Source organism: Pseudomonas sp. HY2-MNA-CIBAN-0224 (assembly GCF_040310285.1).
In the GTDB taxonomy this organism is placed as follows: Bacteria; Pseudomonadota; Gammaproteobacteria; order Pseudomonadales; family Pseudomonadaceae; genus Aquipseudomonas; species Aquipseudomonas helleri.
Genome location: NZ_JBEOPQ010000002.1, coordinates 252559 through 276812, shown reverse-complemented (window position 1 = coordinate 276812; position 24254 = coordinate 252559). Strand labels below are relative to the sequence as shown.

General features: G+C 58.5%; 15 protein-coding genes. 7 read left to right on the top strand and 8 right to left on the bottom strand.

The features are described from left to right. Positions 1–96: 96 nt before the first annotated feature. The 4 genes from AAEZ03_RS03150 to codB all read right to left on the bottom strand — a co-directional run bounded on the left by AAEZ03_RS03150 (position 97) and on the right by codB (position 4961). Positions 97–1125 (bottom strand): hypothetical protein, encoded by a 1029-nt coding sequence (locus AAEZ03_RS03150; protein ID WP_350575957.1) that lies wholly within the window; start codon positions 1123–1125, stop codon positions 97–99. A 127-nt stretch (positions 1126–1252) separates the two neighbouring features. Continuing rightward, entirely contained in the window at positions 1253–2494 is a 1242-nt protein-coding gene (gene codA / locus AAEZ03_RS03145) for a cytosine deaminase (protein WP_048370657.1), read from the bottom strand. Beyond that, positions 2491–3714 carry a PucR family transcriptional regulator gene (locus AAEZ03_RS03140; protein ID WP_350575954.1) on the bottom strand — a complete coding sequence of 408 codons (1224 nt, stop codon included), beginning with the start codon at positions 3712–3714 and terminating at the stop codon, positions 2491–2493. Before AAEZ03_RS03140 ends, codA begins: the two co-directional genes overlap by 4 nt. Continuing rightward, entirely contained in the window at positions 3711–4961 is a 1251-nt protein-coding gene (gene codB / locus AAEZ03_RS03135) for a cytosine permease (protein WP_048370653.1), read from the bottom strand. Before codB ends, AAEZ03_RS03140 begins: the two co-directional genes overlap by 4 nt. Positions 4962–5617: 656 nt before the next feature. Here codB and AAEZ03_RS03130 point away from each other — a divergent pair. Beyond that, entirely contained in the window at positions 5618–5887 is a 270-nt protein-coding gene (locus AAEZ03_RS03130; RefSeq protein ID WP_350575950.1) for a short-chain dehydrogenase, read from the top strand. Positions 5888–6081: 194 nt separating this feature from the next. Here AAEZ03_RS03130 and AAEZ03_RS03125 read toward each other — a convergent pair whose 3' ends face one another. Both AAEZ03_RS03125 and bglX read right to left on the bottom strand, forming a co-directional pair. Beyond that, entirely contained in the window at positions 6082–8955 is a 2874-nt protein-coding gene (locus tag AAEZ03_RS03125; RefSeq protein ID WP_048370638.1) for a ribonucleoside-diphosphate reductase subunit alpha, read from the bottom strand. Between the two features lie 697 nt (positions 8956–9652). Then, a complete protein-coding gene (gene bglX / locus AAEZ03_RS03120; protein WP_350575947.1) occupies positions 9653–11944 on the bottom strand; it encodes a beta-glucosidase BglX in 2292 nt (763 codons plus the stop codon). A gap of 264 nt (positions 11945–12208) precedes the next feature. Here bglX and AAEZ03_RS03115 point away from each other — a divergent pair, with 264 nt between their 5' ends. From AAEZ03_RS03115 to AAEZ03_RS03105, 3 genes are all read left to right on the top strand, one after another. Then, positions 12209–12817: a LemA family protein gene (locus AAEZ03_RS03115; protein WP_048370634.1), complete on the top strand. Its 609-nt coding sequence runs from the start codon at positions 12209–12211 to the stop codon at positions 12815–12817. 118 nt (positions 12818–12935) lie between these two features. Then, complete coding sequence (locus AAEZ03_RS03110; protein ID WP_123749899.1) at positions 12936–13679, top strand: TPM domain-containing protein; 744 nt, start codon at positions 12936–12938, stop codon at positions 13677–13679. Between the two features lie 27 nt (positions 13680–13706). Next, positions 13707–14321, top strand: coding sequence for a TPM domain-containing protein (locus AAEZ03_RS03105; RefSeq protein ID WP_048370631.1), 615 nt, complete (start codon positions 13707–13709; stop codon positions 14319–14321). Between the two features lie 30 nt (positions 14322–14351). Here AAEZ03_RS03105 and AAEZ03_RS03100 read toward each other — a convergent pair whose 3' ends face one another. Next, entirely contained in the window at positions 14352–19103 is a 4752-nt protein-coding gene (locus AAEZ03_RS03100; protein ID WP_350575942.1) for a dermonecrotic toxin domain-containing protein, read from the bottom strand. Positions 19104–19324: 221 nt separating this feature from the next. Here AAEZ03_RS03100 and AAEZ03_RS03095 point away from each other — a divergent pair, with 221 nt between their 5' ends. From AAEZ03_RS03095 to AAEZ03_RS03085, 3 genes are all read left to right on the top strand, one after another. Then, entirely contained in the window at positions 19325–20542 is a 1218-nt protein-coding gene (locus tag AAEZ03_RS03095) for a class I SAM-dependent methyltransferase (protein ID WP_350575939.1), read from the top strand. Between the two features lie 117 nt (positions 20543–20659). Then, a complete protein-coding gene (locus tag AAEZ03_RS03090; RefSeq protein ID WP_123749902.1) occupies positions 20660–21241 on the top strand; it encodes a DJ-1/PfpI family protein in 582 nt (193 codons plus the stop codon). Positions 21242–21256: 15 nt separating this feature from the next. Beyond that, positions 21257–21568: a ribbon-helix-helix domain-containing protein gene (locus tag AAEZ03_RS03085; RefSeq protein ID WP_048370622.1), complete on the top strand. Its 312-nt coding sequence runs from the start codon at positions 21257–21259 to the stop codon at positions 21566–21568. A 118-nt stretch (positions 21569–21686) separates the two neighbouring features. Here the strand turns inward: AAEZ03_RS03085 and AAEZ03_RS03080 are convergent, their stop codons facing one another. After that, complete coding sequence (locus AAEZ03_RS03080; RefSeq protein WP_350575935.1) at positions 21687–24239, bottom strand: TonB-dependent receptor; 2553 nt, start codon at positions 24237–24239, stop codon at positions 21687–21689. Between the last annotated feature and the right edge of the window lie 15 nt (positions 24240–24254).

The following is a 24254-nucleotide window of genomic DNA, read 5'->3' as shown; positions in this document are numbered from 1 at the left end:
ACCCCCCCCCCCAAACGTGTCGCCGCGCGGTTCCCCCATATCTTTAAAAAAAAAAAAAGATCGCGAGCAAGCTCGCTCCTACAGGGGTTTACAGCTCTAGCCGTTAAGCAACGCCTTGAACTCGGCCTGCTGCGCCGGGGCGATGCAGATCTTGATCAAATGCTCGATTTGCCGGGCGGTTGCGTGCTTTTGCTGCAGCAACTCAATCGCCCTGACCCACAGGGCTTTGCGGCAATAAGGCTGCAGATACTCCGCCGTGGCCACTTTTTGCCCCTGAATCATCAATTTGGCCGCTGGCCTGAACGCTTTGTTGACAGCGATCAGGCGCGGTTGCGCCTTGACCTTGGCAAGCAAGGACGGCTTGGGGAAGTGCACCGGCACCGAGGCTGCCAGGGTCGGCAGGTCGGCGTGGTAGCGTTCACCGTGATGCTCGAAGAACCCTTGGTTCATCGTGTGGTGATAGCGTTTTTTGGAGTAGTAGTGGTGGATGCAGTCATTGGCGGTCACCACGTTCGTGCCGGCCATGGCAAAGGACACGGCGATCTGCTCGATGGTGTGCAGCTTGGCGTAATGCTGGTTCCATTCATCGATCAGCGCGATGGCCTTGTCCAGCAACCCGGCATTGGCGCGGGTCATGCCGCAAATGCCGCTGTTATACAGCTTGAGGCTGTCGGCAGGGGCTTTGCCGTTGGCGATCAGCTCATCTGAAAACGCCACGTAGTCGGCGCGCAACTTGGCCTCAGCCCACTCCCACTCAAATTCATCCATTAAGTACTGCTGATCGCTGATGCGTTCAAACAGCAGGGCCGGGTCTTTGAAAAACACCGTGTCGGTGTCGACGAAGATGGTTTTGTCCGCGAGTTTGGCCCCAGCGGCGATAGCGCAGGCTTTGCGGCGATGGGTGTAGCCGTAGGCGCCTTTCCACTGTGCCAGTGTCTCGGTGCTCAGGGCGATGACTGTGACGGGCCAGCCTTCAAAGGTCTGGGGCTCGTCGGTCATTAACGTGATGGTGAAACTGTCGGGCACGCGGCGTTCGCGCAGGGCCGACAGAATGCTGAGTTTGGCTTCTTGGCGGTAAACGGCATTACCGCCGTACAGCAGATACAACAGGTGGGAGGAATCCATACATCCATGCTTTTTAGTGTGCGTTAGCCCAAGGTCGGGTTGTCCAGCGGTGCACATTATGCCGTAAACGTGCAGGGCTCGATAACCCGCCAGCCGCTGCCCCGGGGCGGCGGCTGGCAGGACTTGATCAGGCGCCGATCAGCTCAACGCGCTCAGGAACGCGGTTCATCAGCACCTTACCGGCGCGGATCGAGACGCGAGCCTTGGCCTGGCGGCGCAACACTTCGTAATCATTTTCTGCGTCGAGGATCACCAGATTGGCCGGACGGCCGACGGCAATGCCATAGCCTTCGCCCAGGTTGAGGGTGCGCGCGCTGTTGTCGGTGACCAGGTCCAGGCAGCGCTTGAGGTCTTCAAAGCCCATCATGTGGCAGATGTGCAAACCGGCATCCAGCACGCGCAGGATGTTGCCGTTGCCCAGCGGGTACCACGGGTCTTTGATCGAGTCCTGGCCCAGGCAGACGTTCATGCCGGCGCGGTCCAGTTCGGCCACGCGGGTCACGCCGCGGCGTTTGGGGAAGGTGTCGAAACGGCCCTGCAAGTGGATGCTTTCGGTCGGGCACGAGACAAAGTTGATGCCCGAGGCCTTGAGCAGGCGAAACAGCTTGGAGCAGTAAGCGTTGTCGTAAGAACCCATGGCGGTGGTGTGGCTGGCCGTGACCCGGCTGCCCATGCCGCGCACGCGAGCTTCTTCGGCCAGCACTTCGAGAAAGCGCGAGTGCGGGTCGTCGGTTTCGTCACAGTGCACGTCCACCAGGCAACCGGTGCGCTCGGCCAGGTCCATCAAAAACTTGATCGAGCTGACGCCCTGGTCGCGGGTGTTTTCAAAGTGCGGAATCCCGCCCACCACGTCTGCGCCCATCTCCACGGCGCGGGTCATCAGTTCGCGGCCATTGGCGTACGACTCGATCCCTTCCTGGGGGAAGGCCACGATTTGCAGGTCGATCAGGTGGCGCGCTTCTTCACGCACTTCGAGCATGGCCTTGAGCGCTGCGAGTGTCGGGTCGGTGACGTCGACGTGGGTGCGCACGTGCTGAATGCCGTTTTCGGCCAGCATGCGAATGGTGGTGTGGGCGCGCTGCTTGGTGTCTTCGTGGGTGATGGTTTCTTTGCGCTGGGCCCAACGCTCGATGCCTTCGAACAGCGTACCGCTGAGGTTCCATTCGGGTTGGCCGGCGGTGAGCGCTGCATCCAGATGGATATGCGGCTCAACCAGCGGTGCGATCACCAATTGGCCTTGAGCGTCGATATCGCCGGGTTGTGCCGCGACGCTGCCGGTTTGCAGGGTGATGGCGCTGATGCGCTCGCCTTCACAGCTGACCGTGTACAGGCCTGGTGTTTTGCGCAAGGTGGCGTTGATGATGTTCATGGTCGGTCCTGTCGTTGGGCTTCGGTCATGCGCCATACCAGCAGGGCGACCGAAGCGTTCATTCTAAAAAGTGGATCATCGAGCGATTGCCCGCTGAGCTGCTCGATACGTTGAATCCGTTGGTTCAGGGTGTTGCGGTGGATGGTTAAACGCTGCGCGGCCTTGAGGGCGTTGCCGTTTTCCTGGAGCAGGGCGTCCAGGGTGTCGATCAAACTGTTGGGCTGTTTGCGGCGGCTTTCGATCATTCGCCCGAGGGTTTGCTTGACGAACAGGTCGATCACCGAGCGATCGCCAATGGCCTGCAGCAAGCGCAGCACGCCCAGTTCGTTGAAGTCGCACAGGCCGGTGGCCGGGCGCAGGTTCTCGGCAACGTCCAGCGCCTGACGGGCCTGATTGAGGGCTTGAGGGTAGTGCTCACAGGCGTCGACCTTGCTTGCCAGCCCCATAAACAGCGCCAGGTCGCCGATCACCGGTTGCAACTGCTGAGAGAGGCGGGCCAGGTCGGCGCGAACGTTGTCGTGGTCTGCCAGCAGCAAGATAAACAGATCGCCTTGCACCACCACTGGCAGCGCATCCGGCAGGGCACGACTCCAGGCGTCGAGGTGGTCCTGGACGCCCTGACGAATCAGTTGCAGCAAGCGCTCGGCTTCATCCGGGGCGTGGCTGTCAAACAGCGTAGCAACCGCCGACAGGCGCAACGCTACCAGGCGTCGCGGGCTGTCCAGCGGCAGCTTTAAATGCGCGGCACGTTGGCGGGCGGTGGCGAGGCTCGGGTAATCGCCGCTGAGCAACTGCGCCAGAATGTCATGGCGCGAGCGCTTGGCCTGGGTCATTTGCACAAGCGCCGTGCCGATCAGGTGCGTGACGATGACCATCTTCAGCAGGTACGGCTGCTCAATCAGTGGCAAGCCATAGTGCTCGGCCAGTTCTACAACGGCCTGGGGGATGCGCCGGATAAACGCCTCGCCGGTCAGAATCACCAGCCCGGCGATGCCGCTGGCATCACCTTCGTGCACCAAGCGCAGCAGGTTGGCTTCATCGCGGGGGTGGTTGATCCCCGTGACAAACACCAACTCGCCGCCCATCACCCATTCGCCAATGCCTTCGTTCTCGGCCACGTACGACCAGCGCACGGTGCGATGCAGGTTACGGGCGCCTGCCCGGACGGCCATTTCTTCAAGGCCGGGCAGCGCCAGAATTTCTTCAACGGTGAGGCTCAAACCGCCTCCTGCGTGCGGTGTTTGCCAATCTCAAGCAGCACCACGTAGCACAGGGCCGAGGCGGCAATGCCCACCAGCGGCGCGATCCAGGGTGATGAGTAGGCCAGCACGGCGCCCACGGCATACGACACCAGACCCCGCAGGTTGTAGCGTGGCAGGCTGACCGAGGCCAGTTGCGGGTACTTGCCGTGATGGCGATACCAGAAGTCGGCCATGATCACGCCGCCGATGGGCGGGATCACCGAGCCGAGCAGCACCAGAAACGGAATCAGCATTTCATACATGCCGCCGATGGCCAGCACCACGCCGATGGCGGCGGCAATCAGGGTCATGGTGCGGCGACGTTCAGTGCGCACCAAGTGGCAGGCAGCGGCCGACACGTTGTAAATGGTCGGGCCCTGAATGGTCCACAAATTGAGGCACAGCATAATCACCGCGGCGAATGACAAGCCTTGCAGCATCATCACTTCAACGATATCGGCCTGTTGGTAAACGATGGCGCACCAGGCACCGGCGACCACCATCAGGCCGTTGCCGAGCAGAAAGCTGACCACGCTGGCGATGACTGCAACCCGCCCGGTGCGCGACAGGCGCGTCCAGTTGGTGGCTTGCGTCGCGCCGCTGGCGAAGGTGCCGAAGACCATGGTGATCGCGGCCGAGAAGGTCATGGTTTCATGCGGGATCACCGCTGCCAGCGCCTTGAAGCCGCCGACGTGCTGGGTGGCGAGGGCCATCGAGACAATCATCAGCACCAGCATCAACGGCACTGAAATGCGCGACAGCACATCCAGCCCTTTAAAGCCGATGATGGCGGTGATGCTGAAGCCAAAGCCAAACACGATCATCAGCGGGACGGTAAAGCCTTCGGCCAGGCCGAGCATTTTGACCAGCACAATCGCCACCGTCGCCGCGCCCCAGGCGTACCAGCCCAGTTCGGCGAACCCCAAGATAAAGTCCGAAAGACGGCTACCGGCCTCGCCAAAGCAAAAGCGCCCCATCAACACCGTATTCAGCCCGCTGCGCGATGCGATCAGCGCCAGCGCGGCGGCATACAGGGCTAGCAAACCATTGCCGATAGCGGCAATCCACAGCATGTCGACAAAATTGAACGCCATGCCCAACTTGCCGCCGGCGAACATGGTGCCGGTGAAAAAGGTAAAACTGAACAACACCATCGATATCGGTAGCAGGCCCTTGCGAGCAGTGCTGGGTGCTTCGCTCAACGCAAATTCACCGTGTGAACTCATGAGATTTTCTCCGCCTTTAGTGGGTTGGCCGTGGTCCGTGGCCTGGCTGGGCCAAAGCAATTACCGGGCCTAGTTTACTAGGTGGCAACATGCTGAATAAAAGCGGGCAGAAGTAATAATGATGGCTGTTCAAAGTGCACATACTGAGTTGTATTTTTATAAGGATGGTGTGCATTTTGCTTTATTTTGAAGCGCGCGTGCACTGTTTTAGGCGGGGGTAACATTCTGCATGAGGCCATGGACCTCAACGGTAGGAGCTGCCGAGGCACGAAGGCTGCGAGCTTTTAAGATCAAAAGATCGCAGCCTTCGGCAGCTCCTACAGAGGTGGCAGGGTTATGTGGCTCACGATTTTCCGGGATGTTTCGCACAGTTTTGCCAATTGCCGGGCTAAGGGGGCGACGCCTATAGTCGTTGCTCGCCGTTTGGCGACCGGGTTTGGCGACTTGGGAATGAACAATGGTTGCGTGTAGTTGTTGTGATATATGGCAGAGCGTGTATTTTGCATCGCGCTGCTTTATGGCAGCTGTGCGTGGGAGATCTTTGGATCTGCCGGTATTCCTTGTTCTACCGGTTCGCCAACCTGCGTACAGCTGCCACCTACCTTTGTTTGGCGACGAATGTGGATGGCTCCAATCAGCAACAAGGAGCTTTACTCATGACTGCATCCCCCTACATCCCGTTAACTGCTATCGACTGCACCATTCCCGCCTTACTGATTGACCGCAACGCGCCGCTGGATGTGTTGCATGCCAACGCCATGGCCCGTGTGCTGGCGGTTACCCAATTGATGGAAACCTTTTCCTGCCGCGAGATGGAGCAGGCCGACGCGGTCGACCTCAAACACCTGGCAACCACGGCCATGCTGTTGCTGCGTGATGGCTGCGACCTGATGAATGTGATGAGCTGGCGTTTGCAGCCTGCCTGAAACCGCTGTAGGAGCGAGCTTGCTCGCGATCTTTTGATCTTGGAAGCTCGCAGCCTTCGTGCCTCGTCAGCGACTACAGGGTTGAAGCGTTACATCGTGACAACCCCAAAAAACAAAACCCCCGCTAAACCCAACTGTATCCAGGGTTTAACGGGGGTTTTTAGTCAGGCGGTCAAGCCGCCTGGCCATTCAGCTTATTGGCAAGCTTCGCAATCCGGCTCATCAATCGCGCAGGCTTTTGGCACGGGGGCCGGGCCAGCAGGCGCTGCTGCTACGTCTTCACTGTTTTTGCCGCTCGATACTGCGTTGAGCTTGCCCGTGTTAACGGTGGACTTCTCGGTGCTGGTCGCCGCCAGGGCACGGAGGTAGTAGGTGGTTTTCAAACCACGGTACCAGGCCATGCGGTAGGTGACGTCGAGCTTCTTGCCCGATGCGCCGGCGATGTACAGGTTCAGCGACTGAGCCTGGTCGATCCACTTCTGACGACGGCTGGCTGCGTCAACGATCCACTTGGTGTCGACTTCAAACGCGGTGGCATACAGCTCTTTGAGCTCTTGCGGGATGCGTTCGATCTGCTGCACGGAACCGTCGTAGTACTTCAAGTCGTTGATCATGACCGAATCCCACAGACCGCGAGCCTTGAGGTCGCGAACCAGGTACGGGTTGATCACGGTGAATTCGCCCGACAGGTTGGATTTCACGTACAGGTTTTGATAGGTCGGTTCGATCGACTGTGACACGCCAGTGATGTTGGCGATGGTGGCGGTCGGTGCGATGGCCATGATGTTGGAGTTACGAATGCCTTTTTGTACACGGGCGCGAACCGGTGCCCAGTCCAGGGATTCGTTCAGGTCAACGTCGATGTACTTCTGGCCGCGCTGCTCGATCAGGATCTGTTGCGAATCCAGTGGCAACACGCCTTTGGACCACAGCGAACCCTGGAACGTCTCGTAAGCGCCACGCTCGTCAGCCAGGTCGCAGGACGCCTGGATCGCGTAGTAGCTGACCGCTTCCATCGACTTGTCGGCAAACTCAACAGCTGCTTGCGAGGCATAAGGGATGTGCTGCAGGTACAGCGCGTCCTGGAAGCCCATGATTCCCAAGCCTACCGGGCGGTGCTTGAAGTTCGAGTTGCGCGCTTGCGGCACCGAGTAGTAGTTGATGTCGATCACGTTGTCGAGCATGCGTACGGCGACGTCGATGGTGCGCTTGAGCTTGGCGGTGTCCAGCTTGCCGTCCACGATGTGGTTAGGCAGGTTGATCGAACCCAGGTTACATACAGCGATCTCGTCCTTGTTGGTGTTCAAGGTGATCTCGGTGCACAGGTTCGAGCTGTGAACCACGCCCACGTGCTGCTGCGGGCTGCGCAGGTTGCACGGGTCTTTGAAGGTCAGCCATGGGTGGCCGGTTTCAAACAGCATGGACAGCATTTTGCGCCACAGGTCTTTGGCCTGGATGGTCTTGAACAGTTTGACCTTGCCCGGGTACTCGGTCAGGGCTTCGTAGTACTCGTAACGCTCTTCGAAGGCCTTGCCGGTCAGGTCGTGCAGGTCCGGTACTTCGGACGGCGAGAACAGGGTCCACTTGCCGTCATCGAAGACGCGCTTCATGAACAGGTCAGGGATCCAGTTGGCGGTGTTCATGTCGTGGGTACGACGACGGTCATCACCGGTGTTTTTACGCAGCTCGATGAACTCTTCGATGTCCATGTGCCAGGTTTCCAGGTAGGCACAGACAGCGCCTTTACGCTTGCCACCCTGGTTGACGGCGACGGCGGTGTCGTTCACAACCTTGAGGAACGGAACTACGCCCTGGGACTTGCCGTTGGTGCCTTTGATCCACGAACCCAAAGCACGGACCGGGGTCCAGTCGTTGCCCAGGCCGCCCGCGAATTTGGACAACATGGCGTTGTCGTGGATCGCGTGGTAGATGCCCGACAGGTCGTCCGGCACGGTGGTCAGGTAGCAGCTGGACAGCTGAGGACGCTGAGTACCGGCGTTGAACAGGGTCGGGGTCGAGGCCATATAGTCGAACGACGACAACAGGTTGTAGAACTCGATCGCGCGGTCTTCTTTTTGCTTCTCTTCGATCGCCAGGCCCATGGCCACGCGCATGAAGAAGATCTGCGGCAGTTCGAAACGCACGCCATCCTTGTGGATGAAGTAACGGTCGTACAGGGTTTGCAGGCCCAGGTAGGTGAACTGCTGATCGCGCTCGTGGTTGATCGCCTTGCCCAGTTTTTCCAGGTCAAAGGTGGCCAGCACCGGGTTCAGCAGGTCGAATTCGATACCTTTGGCGATGTAAGCCGGCAGTGCCTTGGCGTACAGGTCGGCCATTTCGTGGTGGGTAGCGCTTTCGGCAACGTTCAGGAAGCCCAGGCCTTCACCGCGCAGGGTGTCCATCAGCAGGCGGGCGGTCACGAACGAGTAGTTGGGCTCACGCTCAACCAGGGTACGGGCGGTCATCACCAGGGCGGTGTTGACGTCGCTCAAGGCCACGCCGTCGTACAGGTTTTTCAGGGTTTCACGCTGGATCAGGTCGCCGTCGACTTCTGCCAGGCCTTCGCAGGCTTCGCTAACGATGGTGTTCAGGCGGGCCATGTCCAGCGGCGCGAACGTGCCGTCGGCGCGGGTGATGCGGATGGTCGGGTGAGCAACCACAGCGCTTTCGGCCGGGGCGCGAGTGGCGCGTTCTTTGGCGCGCGAGTCGCGGTAGATCACGTAGTCACGCGCGACTTTTTGCTCGCCGGCGCGCATCAGGGCCAGTTCAACCTGGTCCTGGATTTCTTCGATGTGGATGGTGCCACCCGATGGCATGCGACGCTTGAAGGTCGCGGTGACTTGTTCGGTCAGGCGCGCAACGGTGTCGTGGATTCGTGACGAGGCAGCGGCATTGCCACCTTCAACTGCGAGAAACGCTTTGGTGATGGCGACGGTGATCTTGTCGTCGGTGTAAGGAACCACGGTTCCGTTACGTTTGATCACGCGCAATTGGCCTGGCGCGGTCGCAGACAGATCCAGATTTGAATCGGAACCCTGCGAGTTCTCGCGAGCTGTGTCGGTTTGCATGGGGGGGTGTCTCCACATTCTCTATGTTTATTTGGGCTCCTTTTGGGGGCCCACCGTTCCGTCCTGAAGCACTACAACCGATCATGAACCGGGCATAACAACCTCGGGACGTACAGAAAGGGGGGGTTAAGCCGCTTCCGTGCCGAAGTCTTGGTCTGTGCGTGCAGCCTCAAACCGTATTCCTCGTGGGTGACAGTATTTTTACTGCAACACCCGGGCCGCTTTCCTGCTGTGGAGCCGGAAAACGGTTGCCATCCGCATGAGCGGTTTGGACTTTGAGAACTGCGTTTGGTTTAACCCGACAGGCGCGAGAAAAGGGCTTGAAATTCTCGTCTGAGTTGTGTTGGGTTATTGGCCTAAAACCCTATATGTAGGTGTTTTTGGCGCGACAGATACAAGATATGCGTTTTAGTGGCGCTGTGCAATGTACGACCTGTGGATAACTCTGTGCGTAAAGTGTGTATGAAGGGTTGATAAACCATGTAGGCCGCATAGGCGCTGGATTGAACCGCTTGTCACTGAATTTTGCAGCACCCAATCGAGCCGTCTGAATTTTGAGGGCGCGAACCCTACCACAAAAAACTGCCCTGTCCGAACGCATTTTCAGGCGTGCGCAAAGATCATAAAGGTCAAGCACAAAATGCTCGAAAGAGGGGCCGAAAAGGCCCTTGCAGACCTTTTCGGTTATTGCGCGTGGTTACAACAATTCGAAGCTGTTTTGCTGCACGTTTTGTGAGTCGAGGCCGATTTGCACGTCGAACTCGCCCGGCTCGGCGGCGTACTTCAATTGCGCGTTGTAAAACTTCAGGTCGTCTTCGCTGAGGGTGAAGCGCACCACTTTCTGCTCGCCTGCCTTGAGCATGACTTTTTCGAAGTTCTTCAGCTCCTTGACCGGGCGGGCCATGGAGGCGGTGACGTCACGCAGGTACAACTGCACCACCGTCTCGCCATCGCGCTTGCCGGTGTTTTTGACCGTGACGCTGGCGGTGAGGGTGCCCCCGGGCTTCAACATTTTCGACGACAGCGTGACTGGCGACAGGCTGAAGTCGGTGTAGCTCAGGCCATAGCCGAACGGGTACAGCGGTGAGTTCTCGGCGTCGAAGTACTGCGAGGTGTAGTTGCCCGGCTTGCCCGGCGTAAAGGGCCGTCCAATGCTCAGGTGGCTGTAGTAGCTAGGAATCTGGCCAACAGAGCGTGGGAAGGTGATCGGCAGCTTGCCAGACGGGTTGTAGTCACCGAACAGTACGTCGGCAATCGCATTGCCGCCTTCGGTGCCGCTGTACCAGGTTTCCAGCACGGCATCGGCGTGCGCCTGTTCTTGCTCGATCGACAGCGGGCGGCCGTTCATCAGTACCAGAACCAAAGGCTTGCCGGTGGTTTTGAGTGCGCTGATCAAGGCGCGCTGGCTGTCGGGAATGTCCAGCGAGGTGCGGCTAGATGACTCGTGGGACATGCCTCGCGACTCACCCACCACGGCGACGACCACATCAGCGTGCTGCGCGGCTTTGACCGCTTCGTCGATCATTGTTTGGGCCGGGCGTGGGTCGTCTTTGACGTCGATCCCGCCGGTGTTGATGTGGTTCAGGTACTCGGCGATTTTTGGATCGTCGGAGATGTTCGCGCCCCGCGCATAGGTGACCGAGCCTTGCTGGCCCATGGCCTTTTGCATGCCCTCATACACGGTCACCGATTGTGCAGGCACCCCGGCGCCGGACCAACTGCCCAGCATGTCGACCTTGGAGTTGGCCAGCGGGCCGACCAGGGCAATGCGTGTCTGCTTGTTGAGCGGCAGGGTCTGGTTGTTGTTTTTCAGCAACACCAGGCTTTTGCGTGCCACGTCGCGGGCCTCCTGGCGGTGCAGGCGGTTTTCGGCGTTGGTGTCGGCCGGGTCATCTTCGGCCTTGCCGATGCGCAGGTACGGGTCGGCAAACAGGCCCATGTCGTATTTGGCCCCGAGCACTTCACGTACGGCATTGTCCAGATCGCTCTGCGGCACTTCGCCCGACTTCAGCAGGCCCGGCAACTCTTCGCCGTAGGCCTTGTCGTTCATGCTCATGTCGATACCGGCCTTGATCGCCAGCTTGGCAGCTTCGCGGTTGTCTTTGGCCACGCCATGCTTGATCAGCTCGATAATCGCGCCGTGGTCGCTGATGGCCACGCCTTTAAAACCCCAGTCTTTGCGCAGCAGGTCTTGCATCAGCCACATGTTGGAGGTGGCCGGCACGCCGTTGATCGAGTTGAGCGCCACCATCACCCCGCCAGCCCCGGCTTTTATCGCGGCATGATAGGGCGGCAGGTAGTCCTGGAACATGCGTGTCGGGCTCATGTCGACGATGTTGTAGTCCCGTCCGCCTTCAATAGCGCCGTACAGTGCGAAGTGTTTAACGCTGGCCATGATGTTGCCGGGCAAGGCGGGGGAGAGGCCCTGATAAGCCTTGACCATGACGTCAGCGATGCGCGAGACCAGATAAGTGTCTTCGCCAAAACCTTCCGAGGTCCGGCCCCAGCGCGGGTCGCGGGCTATATCGACCATCGGCGCAAAGGTCATGTCGATGCCGTCTGCGCTGGCTTCCTGGGCAGAAACACGCCCGCTCTGGGCTATGGCGTCCATGTCCCAGCTGGCCGCCAGGCCCAGGCTGATCGGGAAAATCGTGCGATGGCCGTGAATCACGTCGTAGGCAAAAAACATCGGGATCTTCAGGCGGCTGCGCATGGCAGCGTCTTGCATGGGCCGGTTTTCGTCGCGGGTCACCGAGTTGAAGGTGCCGCCGATGTGCCCTGCAGCAATTTCCTTGCGAATCAGCTCGCGCGGCATGTCGGTGGCGATACTGATGAGGCGCAACTGGCCGATTTTTTCGGCTTCGGTCATTTGCTTCATCAGGTCTGCGACAAAAACGTCTTTGGGCGGGAGCGGCGCTGCCGGGGTTTGGGCCCATACCGAAGGACTGGCCAGGCTGATGGCCAGGCCCAGCAAACACAGGTTTCTCATGAGATTCTTCTACGCGGCCGCTCGGTGAACGCGAAGGGAGGCCCGCGCTTTCGTAGCGATATTGTTCTGGGAAAGGCGCATGAGCTACTCAACTTAAGGAAATATCCTATCGTTAAAGTGAGTATTCCTGCGCAGGATGCAGTCTTTTAGCTGATTCGCCGTGCGCAATCCAGTGGTGCCGGGAGATATTGGCGCGCGGTCCGGGAGTTTTAAGCGGGTTGGCGGGTCAATGAACGCAATGGAATTAAAACGGAGTGTCGATGCATGCACATACAGAGCGTAAAACGGATGGGCTGGAAGGTTGTCGCATTGCTGGCCCTCAGCAGCGTGCTGGCGGGGTGCGGGATCAATACCATCCCGACGCTGGATGAGCAGGTCAAGGCGGCCTGGTCGCAAGTGCAGAACCAGTACCAGCGGCGTGCCGACCTGATCCCCAACCTGGTCGAGACGGTCAAGGGCGCGGCCAAGCAAGAACAGGCGACCCTCACGGCAGTGATTGAGGCGCGGGCCAAGGCCACGTCGATTCAGGTCGATGCCAGCACCCTGGACAACCCGGAAAAACTCAAGCAGTTCCAGGACGCGCAGAACCAACTGACCGGGGCCTTGAGCCGTTTGATGGTGGTGTCTGAGCGTTACCCGGACCTCAAGTCCAACCAGAACTTCCTGTCGTTGCAGTCGCAACTTGAAGGCACTGAAAACCGCATCAGCGTGGCCCGTCGGGACTTTATTCTCGCGGTCGAGCGTTACAACACCGAGATCCGCACCTTCCCCGGTCGCCTGTGGCATGCGGTGATGTACAGCGACTTGCCGGTGCGTGCGACCTTCGAAGCCACCACCCCGAATGCCGACAAAGCCCCCGAGGTGAAGTTCTAACAGCTTATGCCTGTAGCCGCTGCCGCAGGCTGCGATGGGCTGCGTAGCAGTCCTGAAGGTCCTTCGGCCCTTATCGCAGCCTTCGGCAGCGGCTACAAAAGTTAACTATGAGGTGCTGATGCGCGTATCAAAACTGGGCGTGGGCCTGCTGCTTTGGCTATTAATAGCCAGCGCACAGGCGCTGACTTTTCCGACACTGAGCGGGCGGGTGGTGGACGATGGCCAAATGCTCGATCCCGCCACGCGTCAACAACTGACACAGACCCTCGAAGCTCACGAAAAAGCCACCGGCGAGCAAGTGGTGGTGGTCACGGTGCCGAACCTGCAAGGCGAACCCATTGAAGACTTCGGTTACCAATTGGGGCGCGCCTGGGGCATTGGCAAAAAGGATGAAAACAACGGCGCGTTGCTGATCGTCGCCCGGGATGACCGTAAACTGCGCATCGAAGTCGGCTACGGCCTGGAAGACCGCCTGACCGATGCGCAAGCGTCGGTCATCATCAACCAGGTGATCACCCCGGCGTTTAAAGCCGGACAGTTCAGCCAGGGCATCAGCGACGGCGTGGCGGCCATGCTTCAGGTGCTGGGCGGCGCGCCGTTGGCTGAGCCTGCCTACGCCAGCGGGCAGGGCGGTGGTGATGACTTTTTGGCTGAGCATCCCGGCGTGGTGCTGTTGTTGTTTCTAGCGTTTATCGTCGTGGTCGCGGCCTGCCAGTTCTATGGCATTTGCAACTCCGGGGGAGGCGGCGGCTCGCGTTCCGGTGGTTTTGGCGGCGGTGGTTTTGGACGTGGCGGTGGCGGCGGTGGTTTTCGTGGAGGCGGCGGCAGTTTTGGTGGCGGCGGCGCTTCGGGCGGCTGGTAATTCATTTTTAAACGGGCATCGACACTTATGGCTTTACTCACGCAAGAGCAAAAACGGCAGGTTGAAGAGGCCGTGACCCGCGCTGAACAGCGCACCGACGCCGAAATCGTCACCGTGCTCGCACCGCGCGCCGACGATTACAGCTACATCCCCTTACTCTGGGCCAGCTTGATCGCCTTGGTGGTACCGGCGCTGGTGCACTTTATAGACAGCGACATGACGATCTACACATTGCTCATGCTGCAATGGGCCACTTTTGTCTTCCTCAGTTTGATCTTTCGAATTCCGGTGCTGACCACGTTTATGATCCCGGCGCGGGTTCGCCACTGGCGGGCCAGCAACCTGGCGCGGCGCCAGTTTCTCGAACAAAAACTGCACCACACCCAAGACCGCACCGGGGTGCTGATTTTTGTCAGTGAAGCCGAGCGTTACGTCGAGATCATCGTCGACGAAGGCATTTCCCAGCGCCTGGACAACAGCGATTGGGGCAACATCGTCAGCGATTTTGTACGCCGCGTTGCACTGGGGCACACCGCAGAAGGCTTTATCGCCTGCATCGACGCCAGTGCCGAACTGCTTGAAAAACACGTGCCCAAAACCGCTACGCGTAATCAATTGCCGAATCGGTTAGTGGTGTTGTAACTGTTTGAAGGCGCCTGTACGGCGCCTTCATCACACTGACTGGACCGCCAGGAACAGTTTTTCTGCAAGCGCCAGAGAGATCTTGCTGCGGTAAATCTGAATCACATCGGAGGTTGAGCCCGCTTGGGCATACAAGGCCTGAGCACTCATAAAGCGTTGCGCCTCTGTTTTCAAATGCGCTGCCGTGAATGCCGTCGGCGCAGCCTGGGGTGAGTCGTAATGAAAATGTGCGTACCACAGCGCTTTGCCATCGCGACTGCGAATCTCGTATTCCTGCATGTAATCTTTACGCGGCCCGCTGAGTGGGCGGCGCCTGCCCCGGCGCGCAATATCCACCTGGCCCTGGTCCTTGAGGTAGTCGATATGCGCCGCGGTGGGAGGCAAGTCGGTAATCAGGCTGATACGCAGACGTTTACCCTCGGCGCGCAGCCGCACCGAGTTGAGCTCTAGCTGGGCAACCAACCCATTGGCTATGCCCCTTTGGCTGCGTGACAGAGGCTCGACATCCGGGCCTTCAGCGGACAGCAGGCCTTGCATTTGCTTCGCGGTTTCGTCCAGTGACTGGCTTTTGAATTCGAGGATTTCTTCGATTTCCACCGGGATTTTCGAGGTCTTGGCAAACGCGCGTGCTTGCTGAATGCTGGCCTCGACCCGATCCAGCAATTTGATGGCGTCAGCTTCCAGCCGGGAAAGGGATTTGGCATGAGAAACCGCAGAGGGCGTGGCGGGCCTGAGGTTTTCGATCTGCTCCCATTCATCGCTCGCACCACGCCGGTAAGAACTGACTTTCATCTGGCTGAAGGCATCGACCACATCGACAATTTCGGTTGGATCGTCAGGGCTGGGCTCGCGGACCACCCCCACCAGCACTTGTTTTTCTGTGGTCTTGAAGACTTTTTGCCGAAGGGCGCCGGCTTTTGGCTTGGTGGGCGGCAGTGCTGTTTTCCAGCTGGGGCCGGGTTGCGGCTCATCAGATTCGGAGCTTGAGCTTTCAGACTCCCATATCACCTTTGACAGTTGCATTTCGGCAAACATCTGCAGCGGTTTGATTGATGCAACTAAAGAGGGCAAGTATTCGTTGCGAAAATGTTCCGATTTGAGAGCGATCAGGTTTTCGCAGGTTGCCGTCAAACTTTGGTAGAGCGTGATGGCCGACTCGTAAAACTCGATGTGTTCTACGCTCGCTTCCCCCCCCTGAAGACGCAGTCTTAACTGCGACCAGCCCATGTTGACGAAAGCATCGGAGTTCAGATGATTAAAGGCGTGCATCTCTTCGGCGTTGAGGTCGCTGGCCGCCCGGTTCAAGACCAGTTCCAGCAGCGTTTCCATGTAGATGACAGCCCAGTGGCGGTCGAAAAAGTGTTTGTCTCTTTTCAGGAACAGGTCTGCCAGCGGTGAGTCGCGCGGTATGGGCAACTTACTGGTTTCTTCGATCCCTTCAGACTCCATTAATGCGATATCAAACGCTTTGTGTTCAAGCAGCTCGGCTTTTTTGAGGTGTTCGATGATTTCCAGGTAAGGCTGCTGATTGTCAGAGGCCAGTTGGTTAATGGCATAGCTCAGGCGTATTTTGAACTCTGCGCTAAAAGTGGCGAGGGGCAATTCCTTGCGTTGTTCTTCAAGGAAGTTTTGCATCTTGAATAACTTGAGGGTTAATTCAGCCCACAAGCCTTGCATCTTGGCTTCAAAGGAAGGGACGGGGGTGATGTCGTTCATCTTCTGCAAGGTGTTGATCAACGCACGGGCACTGACTCTCCATTCAGCAAATTCTGTTTCGTAACGCTCGAAGAAGGTTGTCTGGCGACCGGTTGGCGTCGCCATCAGTTTTTCCGTGAGCGTCAGTACCCGGTCACGGGTCTGTTTTTCAGTCATCAGTCGAGCTTCTTCGGCGACCAATTGCATCAGTGCCTGTTTTTTTTCTTCGCGCATGACAGCAATGCGCTTTTTAGGCCCTCCGCCGCGCAGTTTGAGTCGCAGATCGAAGTCCCAATGACCGGCGTCATCGCTCATTAACCAAGGCCCGAAGCGGATCGGTTTTTTGGCGTCCTGGATGACCACGCCATCATCCTGGCGACTGACGCGATAGGTTTTTCTATCGATGACGGCGTACGTGTTGTTCTCAAAGTTGATCAGGCCTTTTAGCGGACCGACTTCAATGGTTGTGCCGCTGCTCACATCGAGATCGCTGATGAAGGTGTCCAGGGCGGCACGTTGACTGGCTGATGGGCGGGGTTGAGCGTTGAACCAGGAGAAGTCCAGTGCCGAATAGGCCCTGACGGCCTGGGCATCTGGATCCGGGCCGGTTTTACGGCTCACGGCCTGTGCTGGCGTGCTGGGTGCCCGAGGTTTCAAGGCAGATTGAGCGGGCAGCTCCAGCGGTGCAGGCATGGGCAGGTCAGGAGGTGCTTGCAGGCGTGAGTGGACATTGAGGGCTGCGTGAAAACTCAGCCCTTCGTATAGCAGCGTCTGGCTCAGATTGAGCAGCAGGCTGATCACGCTTTGTTTGGCCGCCTCGGGGTCGCCTTCGATTCGGGCTTGCAGCGTTTCGTCGATGCTGACCAGGGTCTGGAAAACCCAGGCGGCTTTTTGCAACGGGCCGCTGACAAAAAACGTCAGGCCGTTGAACAGCATCCAGGCGTAGCGCTTGAACAGAATCCAGCGCCGCTCGGAACTGGACACAGTCTGTTTGTCCGACAGCGTGATCAGGGCCTCTATATGGCTGTCGAAAGCATACGCCAGCGCATCGTCCTGAATGATCAGATCCGCCAGTTGGGCAGGGCTTATGGGCAGCAGCGCCAGCAACCCGGCATTGACCACGCTTTCGAGGTGCGGGCGTTCAAAGCCCTCCTCGGCGTAATAACTGCGCACCGAATCAGGCAGCCAGGCCACGACCAGGTCCTGAAGTTCGCCGGGTTGCTGGATAGCCTTCATCAAGGCCTCGCGGTCAGCAAATTCGAGCAATGAATCAGTGGCGAAAGGGCGGTAGAGCACTAAGGGGCCGCTGCTCAGGTCTCTGGGGCCGAGCACAAACATGTTGCCCACGATGTTGGCGGAGGCGCCGTCATATAAGGTGAAAGCCAGTGGCCGAATGCAGTCCTGATTATTCAGGGGCACGGCATTAGACCTCATCAGGCGTGCGACGAGCTGCCAGCCCGCTTCAGTGAAGCCGAACCTGTCGCGGATTTTATGCTCCAGCGCCAGCAGTGGCAGTTGCGCCTGCAACTGGGACTTGAACAGCGCCTTGCGCTTCGTCACTTGCTCGGCATCGTCCACCAGATTGGCTTTAAGCAGGCTGATGTACAGCGAGCCGATGTCGATTTCCTCCAGCAAATTTTTGATATAGCTGGCGTTCAGCCAAGTGGGCAGAGGCAGGCCGCTGCGCTCTTTAACCTGGATAAACGCCGCCGGTTTACCGCCCACGTAGGTCAGTGAAAACTCGGTCAGCGGCATGACGTCTTCTGTCAGCCAGGCCATTTGCAGGTCCTGGATGGCAATGTCATGGATGTCGATCCGGGCCGCGTCCACCGGGTCGTCCGGGTGATCTTGCTGCATTCGGGCATTGAGGGTTTGCAGAGCGAAATCCAGCAGCGTGGGAATGTCATCGAGGAAGGTTTTGCCCTCTGCACTCTGTTGTTGCGCCACTTGATTGGCCAGCAGGCGGCTATAGGCGCGAATGTCTGCGCGTGCAGCGGTGGTCAACCATTGAGGGAGTTTGCTGACCAGTTGCTCAAAATCTTTGGATTCCTGGGCGCTGAAAAAATGAAACATCAACGCCTCTTCATCCAGCGCCAATGCCAGCCGGCCAGCGCTCCAGCGTTCAGCCCGGGCGGTTTGGCCCAGTGCAGTGAGCGTGCGCAAGGTTTTGTCGAGCAGAGTTTGGGCCAATGCCTGAAAAAAATGGCCTTCGGGCTCATACGCGCTCCAGACCACCGGGCTGTCATCTGCCAGTCCCGGTATGCGCCGGGGCAGTGACTGGGCGAAGTCTTGCAGTGAATCAAACAGCTCTATGCCGTCGGCCAGTGACCAGGCCATGACGATCAGGCGCTCACCGATGCTGCGGGTAATCAGTGCCAGCCCCGGGATCTGCAAGCGCCGTGGGCCTTGGGCATCGGTGGTGTCGATGTTGACCAGATAAGCGTGCAGCGGGGTTTCCATCGTGAGCTTTAATCGCTGCTCTTTGTCCGCGAAGCCTGACAAGGCGCCCAGCCCGGCTGACTGTTCCTGAGTCAATGCGGGCTGGCGATGGGTGTCGTTGTGGGTAGCGCTCAAGCCCACTTGCAGCACCCGGCTCAACCATAGCCAGGGGCTGACACCGGCGGGTGAGGGGGTGCTCCAGAAATGGATCAAGGCTTGGGCGAAAACATCGATCACCTGAGGTGCCCACTCATTGAGCAGCTTCTCAAGGGTTGCCATGCTCACGCTCAAGGGCGCGGGATTTTCGACTTTCTGATCAATGGTGAGGCGGTGTCTGTCCGCTGACAGGTTGAGTGTGCGCTGATCGATAAAACCTTGAATCAGCAGGGTCGATGGCGCGATCAGTCGCCAGGTGCTGGGTGGATCGGGTGCCGGGGCGGGTTGAGCATCGGCCGAGGGCAGTGACTCGCTAATGTGCGCGTGTGACACATCGGCCTTGAGCCCGGGGTATGCCTCCAACATGGCCTGCTTGAAGGCTTCGGCGACCACGTTTTTAAAGGTTGGGCGCGGTAAAAACTGGTCTTGAGGGAAGCTGCCAAGGGCGACAAAACGCGCCAGGAAATCCGGTGTCGATGAGAGTGTTTTCATGAGGTGCCATTGCGTCAGGGATCAAAAAAAAAGGCTTCTGCGCCGGGATTCATCCGGCGAAGATCGAGGCCTTGATTTAACGCAATGGCCGGTGCATAGACGCGGTACATAGCTATGCACGGGTCGGATTGCGAAATAACCCCGTGCCCCCGGCCGTCAACACGCCTAAAATGGCGGCCATTGCGAATTCCTCTTCTGCACCCCTCGAGGCACCTTTTTAAATGTCAGTGACTGCTACCACCGCCCCGTCTGTGCCGGATCATCGTGCGCAATTTTTGAACCTGCTGGAAACCGGTCTGGCGCAAAACTCGTTTATCAAGCTGGTGCTGGCCAAATATGTTGGCCCGGAGGCCGAGTTGCAGCGGGTCATCATCAAGCAGGTCACGGTCAAGGATCAGCCTTGCCTGTCGTTTGTGTACCGCTACAAAACCCGTGACATCACCAAGAACTTTGCGCTCGACGAGGCCGTTGTAACGATTGCCGGTCTGTTGCCGGAAGCGTTCAAAAACGCGCATCTGCTGACGCTGACCGACGAAGTGCAGCTGGAGTACAGCAAAAAAGGCAAAAGCTCGCTGTTTAAAGGCAAAAGCCAACAAGCGCGAGAAGTGCCGTCGGCTGAGCATAACCGTGAGAAAAATCGCTTTCTGGACCTGACACGGCCTTTTTTGGCGGACCTTGGCGTCACCAACAAGCAGCAAGAACTGATCCCGGCGATGTCGCGCAAGTGGAAGCAGATCAACAAGTTTATCGAGGTGTTTTCCCACGCCTTGAGCAGCTCGCCGCTTAAGCTCGATCAGCCGGTCAAGGTGGTGGACTTCGGTTCGGGCAAGGGTTACCTGACGTTTGCCATCCACGACTACCTGCGTCACAGCCTGCACGCTGAAGGCCTGGTCACCGGCGTTGAATTGCGCGAAGACATGGTCACGCTGTGCAACAACGCCGCTCAGCGTCTGGAGCATCCGGGCCTGAGCTTCCAGCACGGCGATGTGCGCAGTTTTGCGCCGACCCCGATTGACGTGATGATCGCGCTGCATGCTTGCGACATTGCCACCGACTATGCCATTCACATGGGCATCCGTTCCGGGGCCGCGATCATCATGTGTTCGCCGTGCTGCCATAAGCAGATCCGCCTGCAAATCCAGAGCCCGGCACTGCTCAAGCCGATGCTGCAATACGGCTTGCACCTGGGCCAGCAGGCCGAAATGGTCACCGACAGCCTGCGTGCGTTGTTCCTCGAAGCCTGTGGCTATGAAACCAAGGTGTTTGAGTTCATCTCGCTGGAACACACCAACAAAAACAAAATGATCCTCGCGGTCAAACGTGCCGAACCTCAAGACCCGGCGCAGTTGTTGGTGAAAATTCAGGAACTCAAGGCGTTCTACCACATTCAAGAGCACTGCCTTGAAACCTTGCTGCAGGCTGATGGCTTGTTGACGTAAGCGTGCGCGAAGCGTCTGCTCGGGTACGTAGTAGTTGGCTATTACCTGTGCAGGCGCATAGGGTTTACCTTGGCTACTCTTATTGGCCCAAGGTCTTACCTGTAAGGAGCACGCACCATGGCGGCAAAGAAAATTCTGATTCTGGCTGGCGATTACGTCGAAGACTACGAAGTCATGGTGCCATTTCAGGCGCTGTTGATGGTCGGTCACCAGGTGCATGCCGTATGCCCCGGTAAAACAGCTGGCCAGACCGTGCGCACCGCAATCCATGATTTCGAGGGCGACCAGACCTACAGCGAAAAGCCCGGCCACCTGTTTGCCCTGAATTTTGATTTCGACAAGGTCAAGGCCAGCGACTATGACGCGCTGGTGATACCGGGCGGCCGTGCGCCGGAATACCTGCGTTTGAACGAAAAGGTTCTGGAGCTGGTGCGCGATTTCGACAAGGCGGGCAAACCGATTGCTGCGGTCTGCCATGGTGCGCAATTGCTCGCTGCCGCAGGCACGCTCAAAGACCGTGAATGCAGCGCCTACCCGGCCTGCGCCCCAGAAGTGCGTCTGGCGGGCGGGACTTACATTGATATCGACGTGACCAAGGCCCATGTGCAGGGCAATCTGGCCACGGCACCGGCCTGGCCTGCGCATCCAAGCTGGTTGGCGGCTTTCCTGGGGTTGTTGGGCACCCGGATCACTTTGTAAGAAGAGGGCGTGACCATGTGTGAGCTCTATGTAAAAGCCGACCCGATCTTGTATGAATCGCGCTCGCGCTCATTGCGTATCTGTGGCGTGGTCACCACCTTGCGCCTGGAAAACCAGTTTTGGGACATCCTCACCGAAATCGCAGAAGCGGATGGCCTGACCACCAACCAATTGGTGGCCAAGCTGTATGAAGAAGTGATGGATTATCGCGGCGAAGTGGTTAATTTCGCCTCGTTCTTGCGGGTCAGTTGCACACGTTATTTGAGCCAGCGCCGGGTGCAAGCCCCGGAATTGACAGTGGTGCCGCGTAGCAGCGGGCATGCGTAGAGCACCGGTTTACGACTGCTGCGCAGCCGTGCTACGGGCGTTGGGGTGTGCACGCAATTGTAGGAGCGAGCTTGCTCGCGATCTTTTAACGATGAAAAGATCGCGAGGTATGGATGGCTCAGAAGAACCGCGTGATGCTGATTTTGGCGTTGCGGCCCTGGCTGTAGGCGTTGGCGCCGCTGAGCATCGGGCGATAGCTTTTGTTAAACATGTTATCCAGGGTGAAGTTGACTTCGGTGCCTTTGAGGTACGGTTGCTGGGGTTTCCACTCAGCGAACAGGCCCTGCACGTTGTAGTCGTCGTTGGCGTATTGGTTGTAGTAGCTGTCCCCCACAGCGGTCAACGGGCCAGGGCCGTATTTGTCGCTTGGCAGGCGGTCGGTCTTGCGCACGAATTCACCTTTCCAGCCCACGCGAGTATCGAGGCTCGGGATTTTGGTGCCTAGCACGGCAATCCATTTGGGTGCCGGAATGTCCCGCGCCCACACATCAGGCCCCCACGGGTTGGTGTAAGCACCTTCGTGTTTGCCGGTCATCCAGGCGTATGACAGCGATCCAAAAACGTAGGTCGAGTCGTAAAAGCTCTCAACTTCAAAACCCTTGATGGTCACGCTGCCGATGTTGCGGTAGTTGGACATGGGCAGCATGCCCGCGCACTCCTTGGACATGCCGCCTGTCGTGGTTTGTTGGGCACAGCCGACGCCAGTGGCCTTGAAGATTTCGTTGTCGATTTTGTTGCGGAACAACGTGGTGCGGATCAGCGCATGGTCGCTGTCGCTAAAAATATGATCGAAGTTGGTGATGTTGCCTGCGCGCCAGCCGGTGATGCGCTCCGGGTCCAGATCCAGGCTGGTGGTGGTGCGGTTGCCCGTGCCTTGAACTTCATACTGCTCATCAATCACCGGCGCACGCCAGGTCTTGCTGTAGTCGACAAACAAGGCGGTATTGGGGGTGACTTTCCAGAAGGCTGACAGCCGCGGCGACCAACCTGTATAGGTTTGGTTGCTGTAGTCGTGGCCCAGTTCGGCCTGGTTATACAGGGGTGCGTCGTTTTCATGGCCACGGTTGCGTACATGGTCGTAACGCAATGACGGGGTCAGGGTGAAGTCGCCCCAGGTAATGGCGTCCTGAACATAAAAGCTGTTGGTGTCGACTTTTCCCCTGGGCATAAAGCCCGGCTGGTAGTGGCCGTAGTTGTATTTCTCAGACTCGTAAATCCCGCCCGGCATCCACATGTCGACGTCGCGTTGGTGCTTGCGCACTTGCACGCCCGTGGTCACCGCATGGTTCAACGGGCCGGTGGGGATCAGGCTGACGTTTTCGATCTGGAGCATGTTGTCGGTGTAGGAGGTGTCCATTTTGCGACCGCCGCTGGCGGGTTGGAAGAAGGCGTTTTCGCCGCGCTTGTCGGTCTGCTCGGTTTTGGAGTGCGAGAGCTTCACTTCCAGATCAATCAGCGGGTTGTTGACGGGCTGGTACTTATATTGGCTCGTCCAGGTGTTGTCGATGGTCGAGCGGTTAGACAAGAACCTGCGGGTGGCGCCGTCATAGCCGTATTTCTCGATGTTGGCCTGGCTGGGCGGAGCCGGGTAGCTGATCGCCGAAAAGGGCACCCATAGCGCATTGTTCACGTGGGAGTAGGTCATTCCCAGGCTGTGTTCTTCGTTGAAGTGCAGGTTGACCTTGAGCAGTTGCGCGTCCAGGTCCTGAGCGGTATTGGGCAAGCGCTTGGGGTTGACCGGGTAGTTGTTGTTCGGGTCGGGCATGCGGCCTGCCAGCTTCATGTCGTCGCCGTCGCGCTTGGTGTAATACACCAGCGCATCGGCGCGGCCATCGTCGGTGCGCCCGTACACGGCGCCGCTGTACACCTGTTGGTGGTCGTTGCTGCTGTAGCCGTATTTGAGCATGCCGCCGGTGTTTTTGCCGTCTTCGAGCAGGTCCGGGGCATCTTTGGTGATCATGCGCACTGCACCGGCAAAGCCGCCATTGCCGGTGCGCACGTCGTGGGGGCCTTTTTCGACTTCGAGACGCTTGATCAGCTCGGGCTCGACAAAAATCGTGCCTTGCATGTAGCGCTCAAAGTCGCTTTTGGTCGCACCGTCGACGGTCAGTTGCACGTCTTCGGCTTCGCCCAGGCCCCAGATATTGATGGTCTGGCCACCCGGTTTGAGCGAGCCGCCGAGGTAGATACCGGGCAACGTGGACAGCAGGCTCGGGATGTTATTGGCCTGGTAGCGGTTGATTTCGGTCTGGGTCATGGTCGACTTGCCGACGTTGCTGGAGTCGACCTCGTTACCGCTGCCCACCACGCTGAGCGCGCCGAGTTCGAGGCTGTTGCTGGTGGTGGTGCCTTGCTCTTTGGGCTGCACCACGTAGGTTTTGTCGACCAGGATCAGGTTGAAATCGGTGTCTTTGAGCAGTCGCTGGATGGCGTCTTGCGGGCTGTAGTCGCCGCTCAGTGCCGGGGCTTTGATGTTGCGCAGCAGCGCTTCGTCGAACAGCAAGGCGATGTTCGCTTGTTGCGCGATGTCACTCAACGAACTGGCCAGCGATTGCGCAGGCAGTTGCAGCTGGATCGAGTCGGCTTGGGCATACAGGCTGAACGTCATGCACGCGGCGAGCAAGGTCGGGCGGGTGCACAAATACGAGAAGTGATGTGGTGCGCGAAACATGAAATCCCCCAGAGC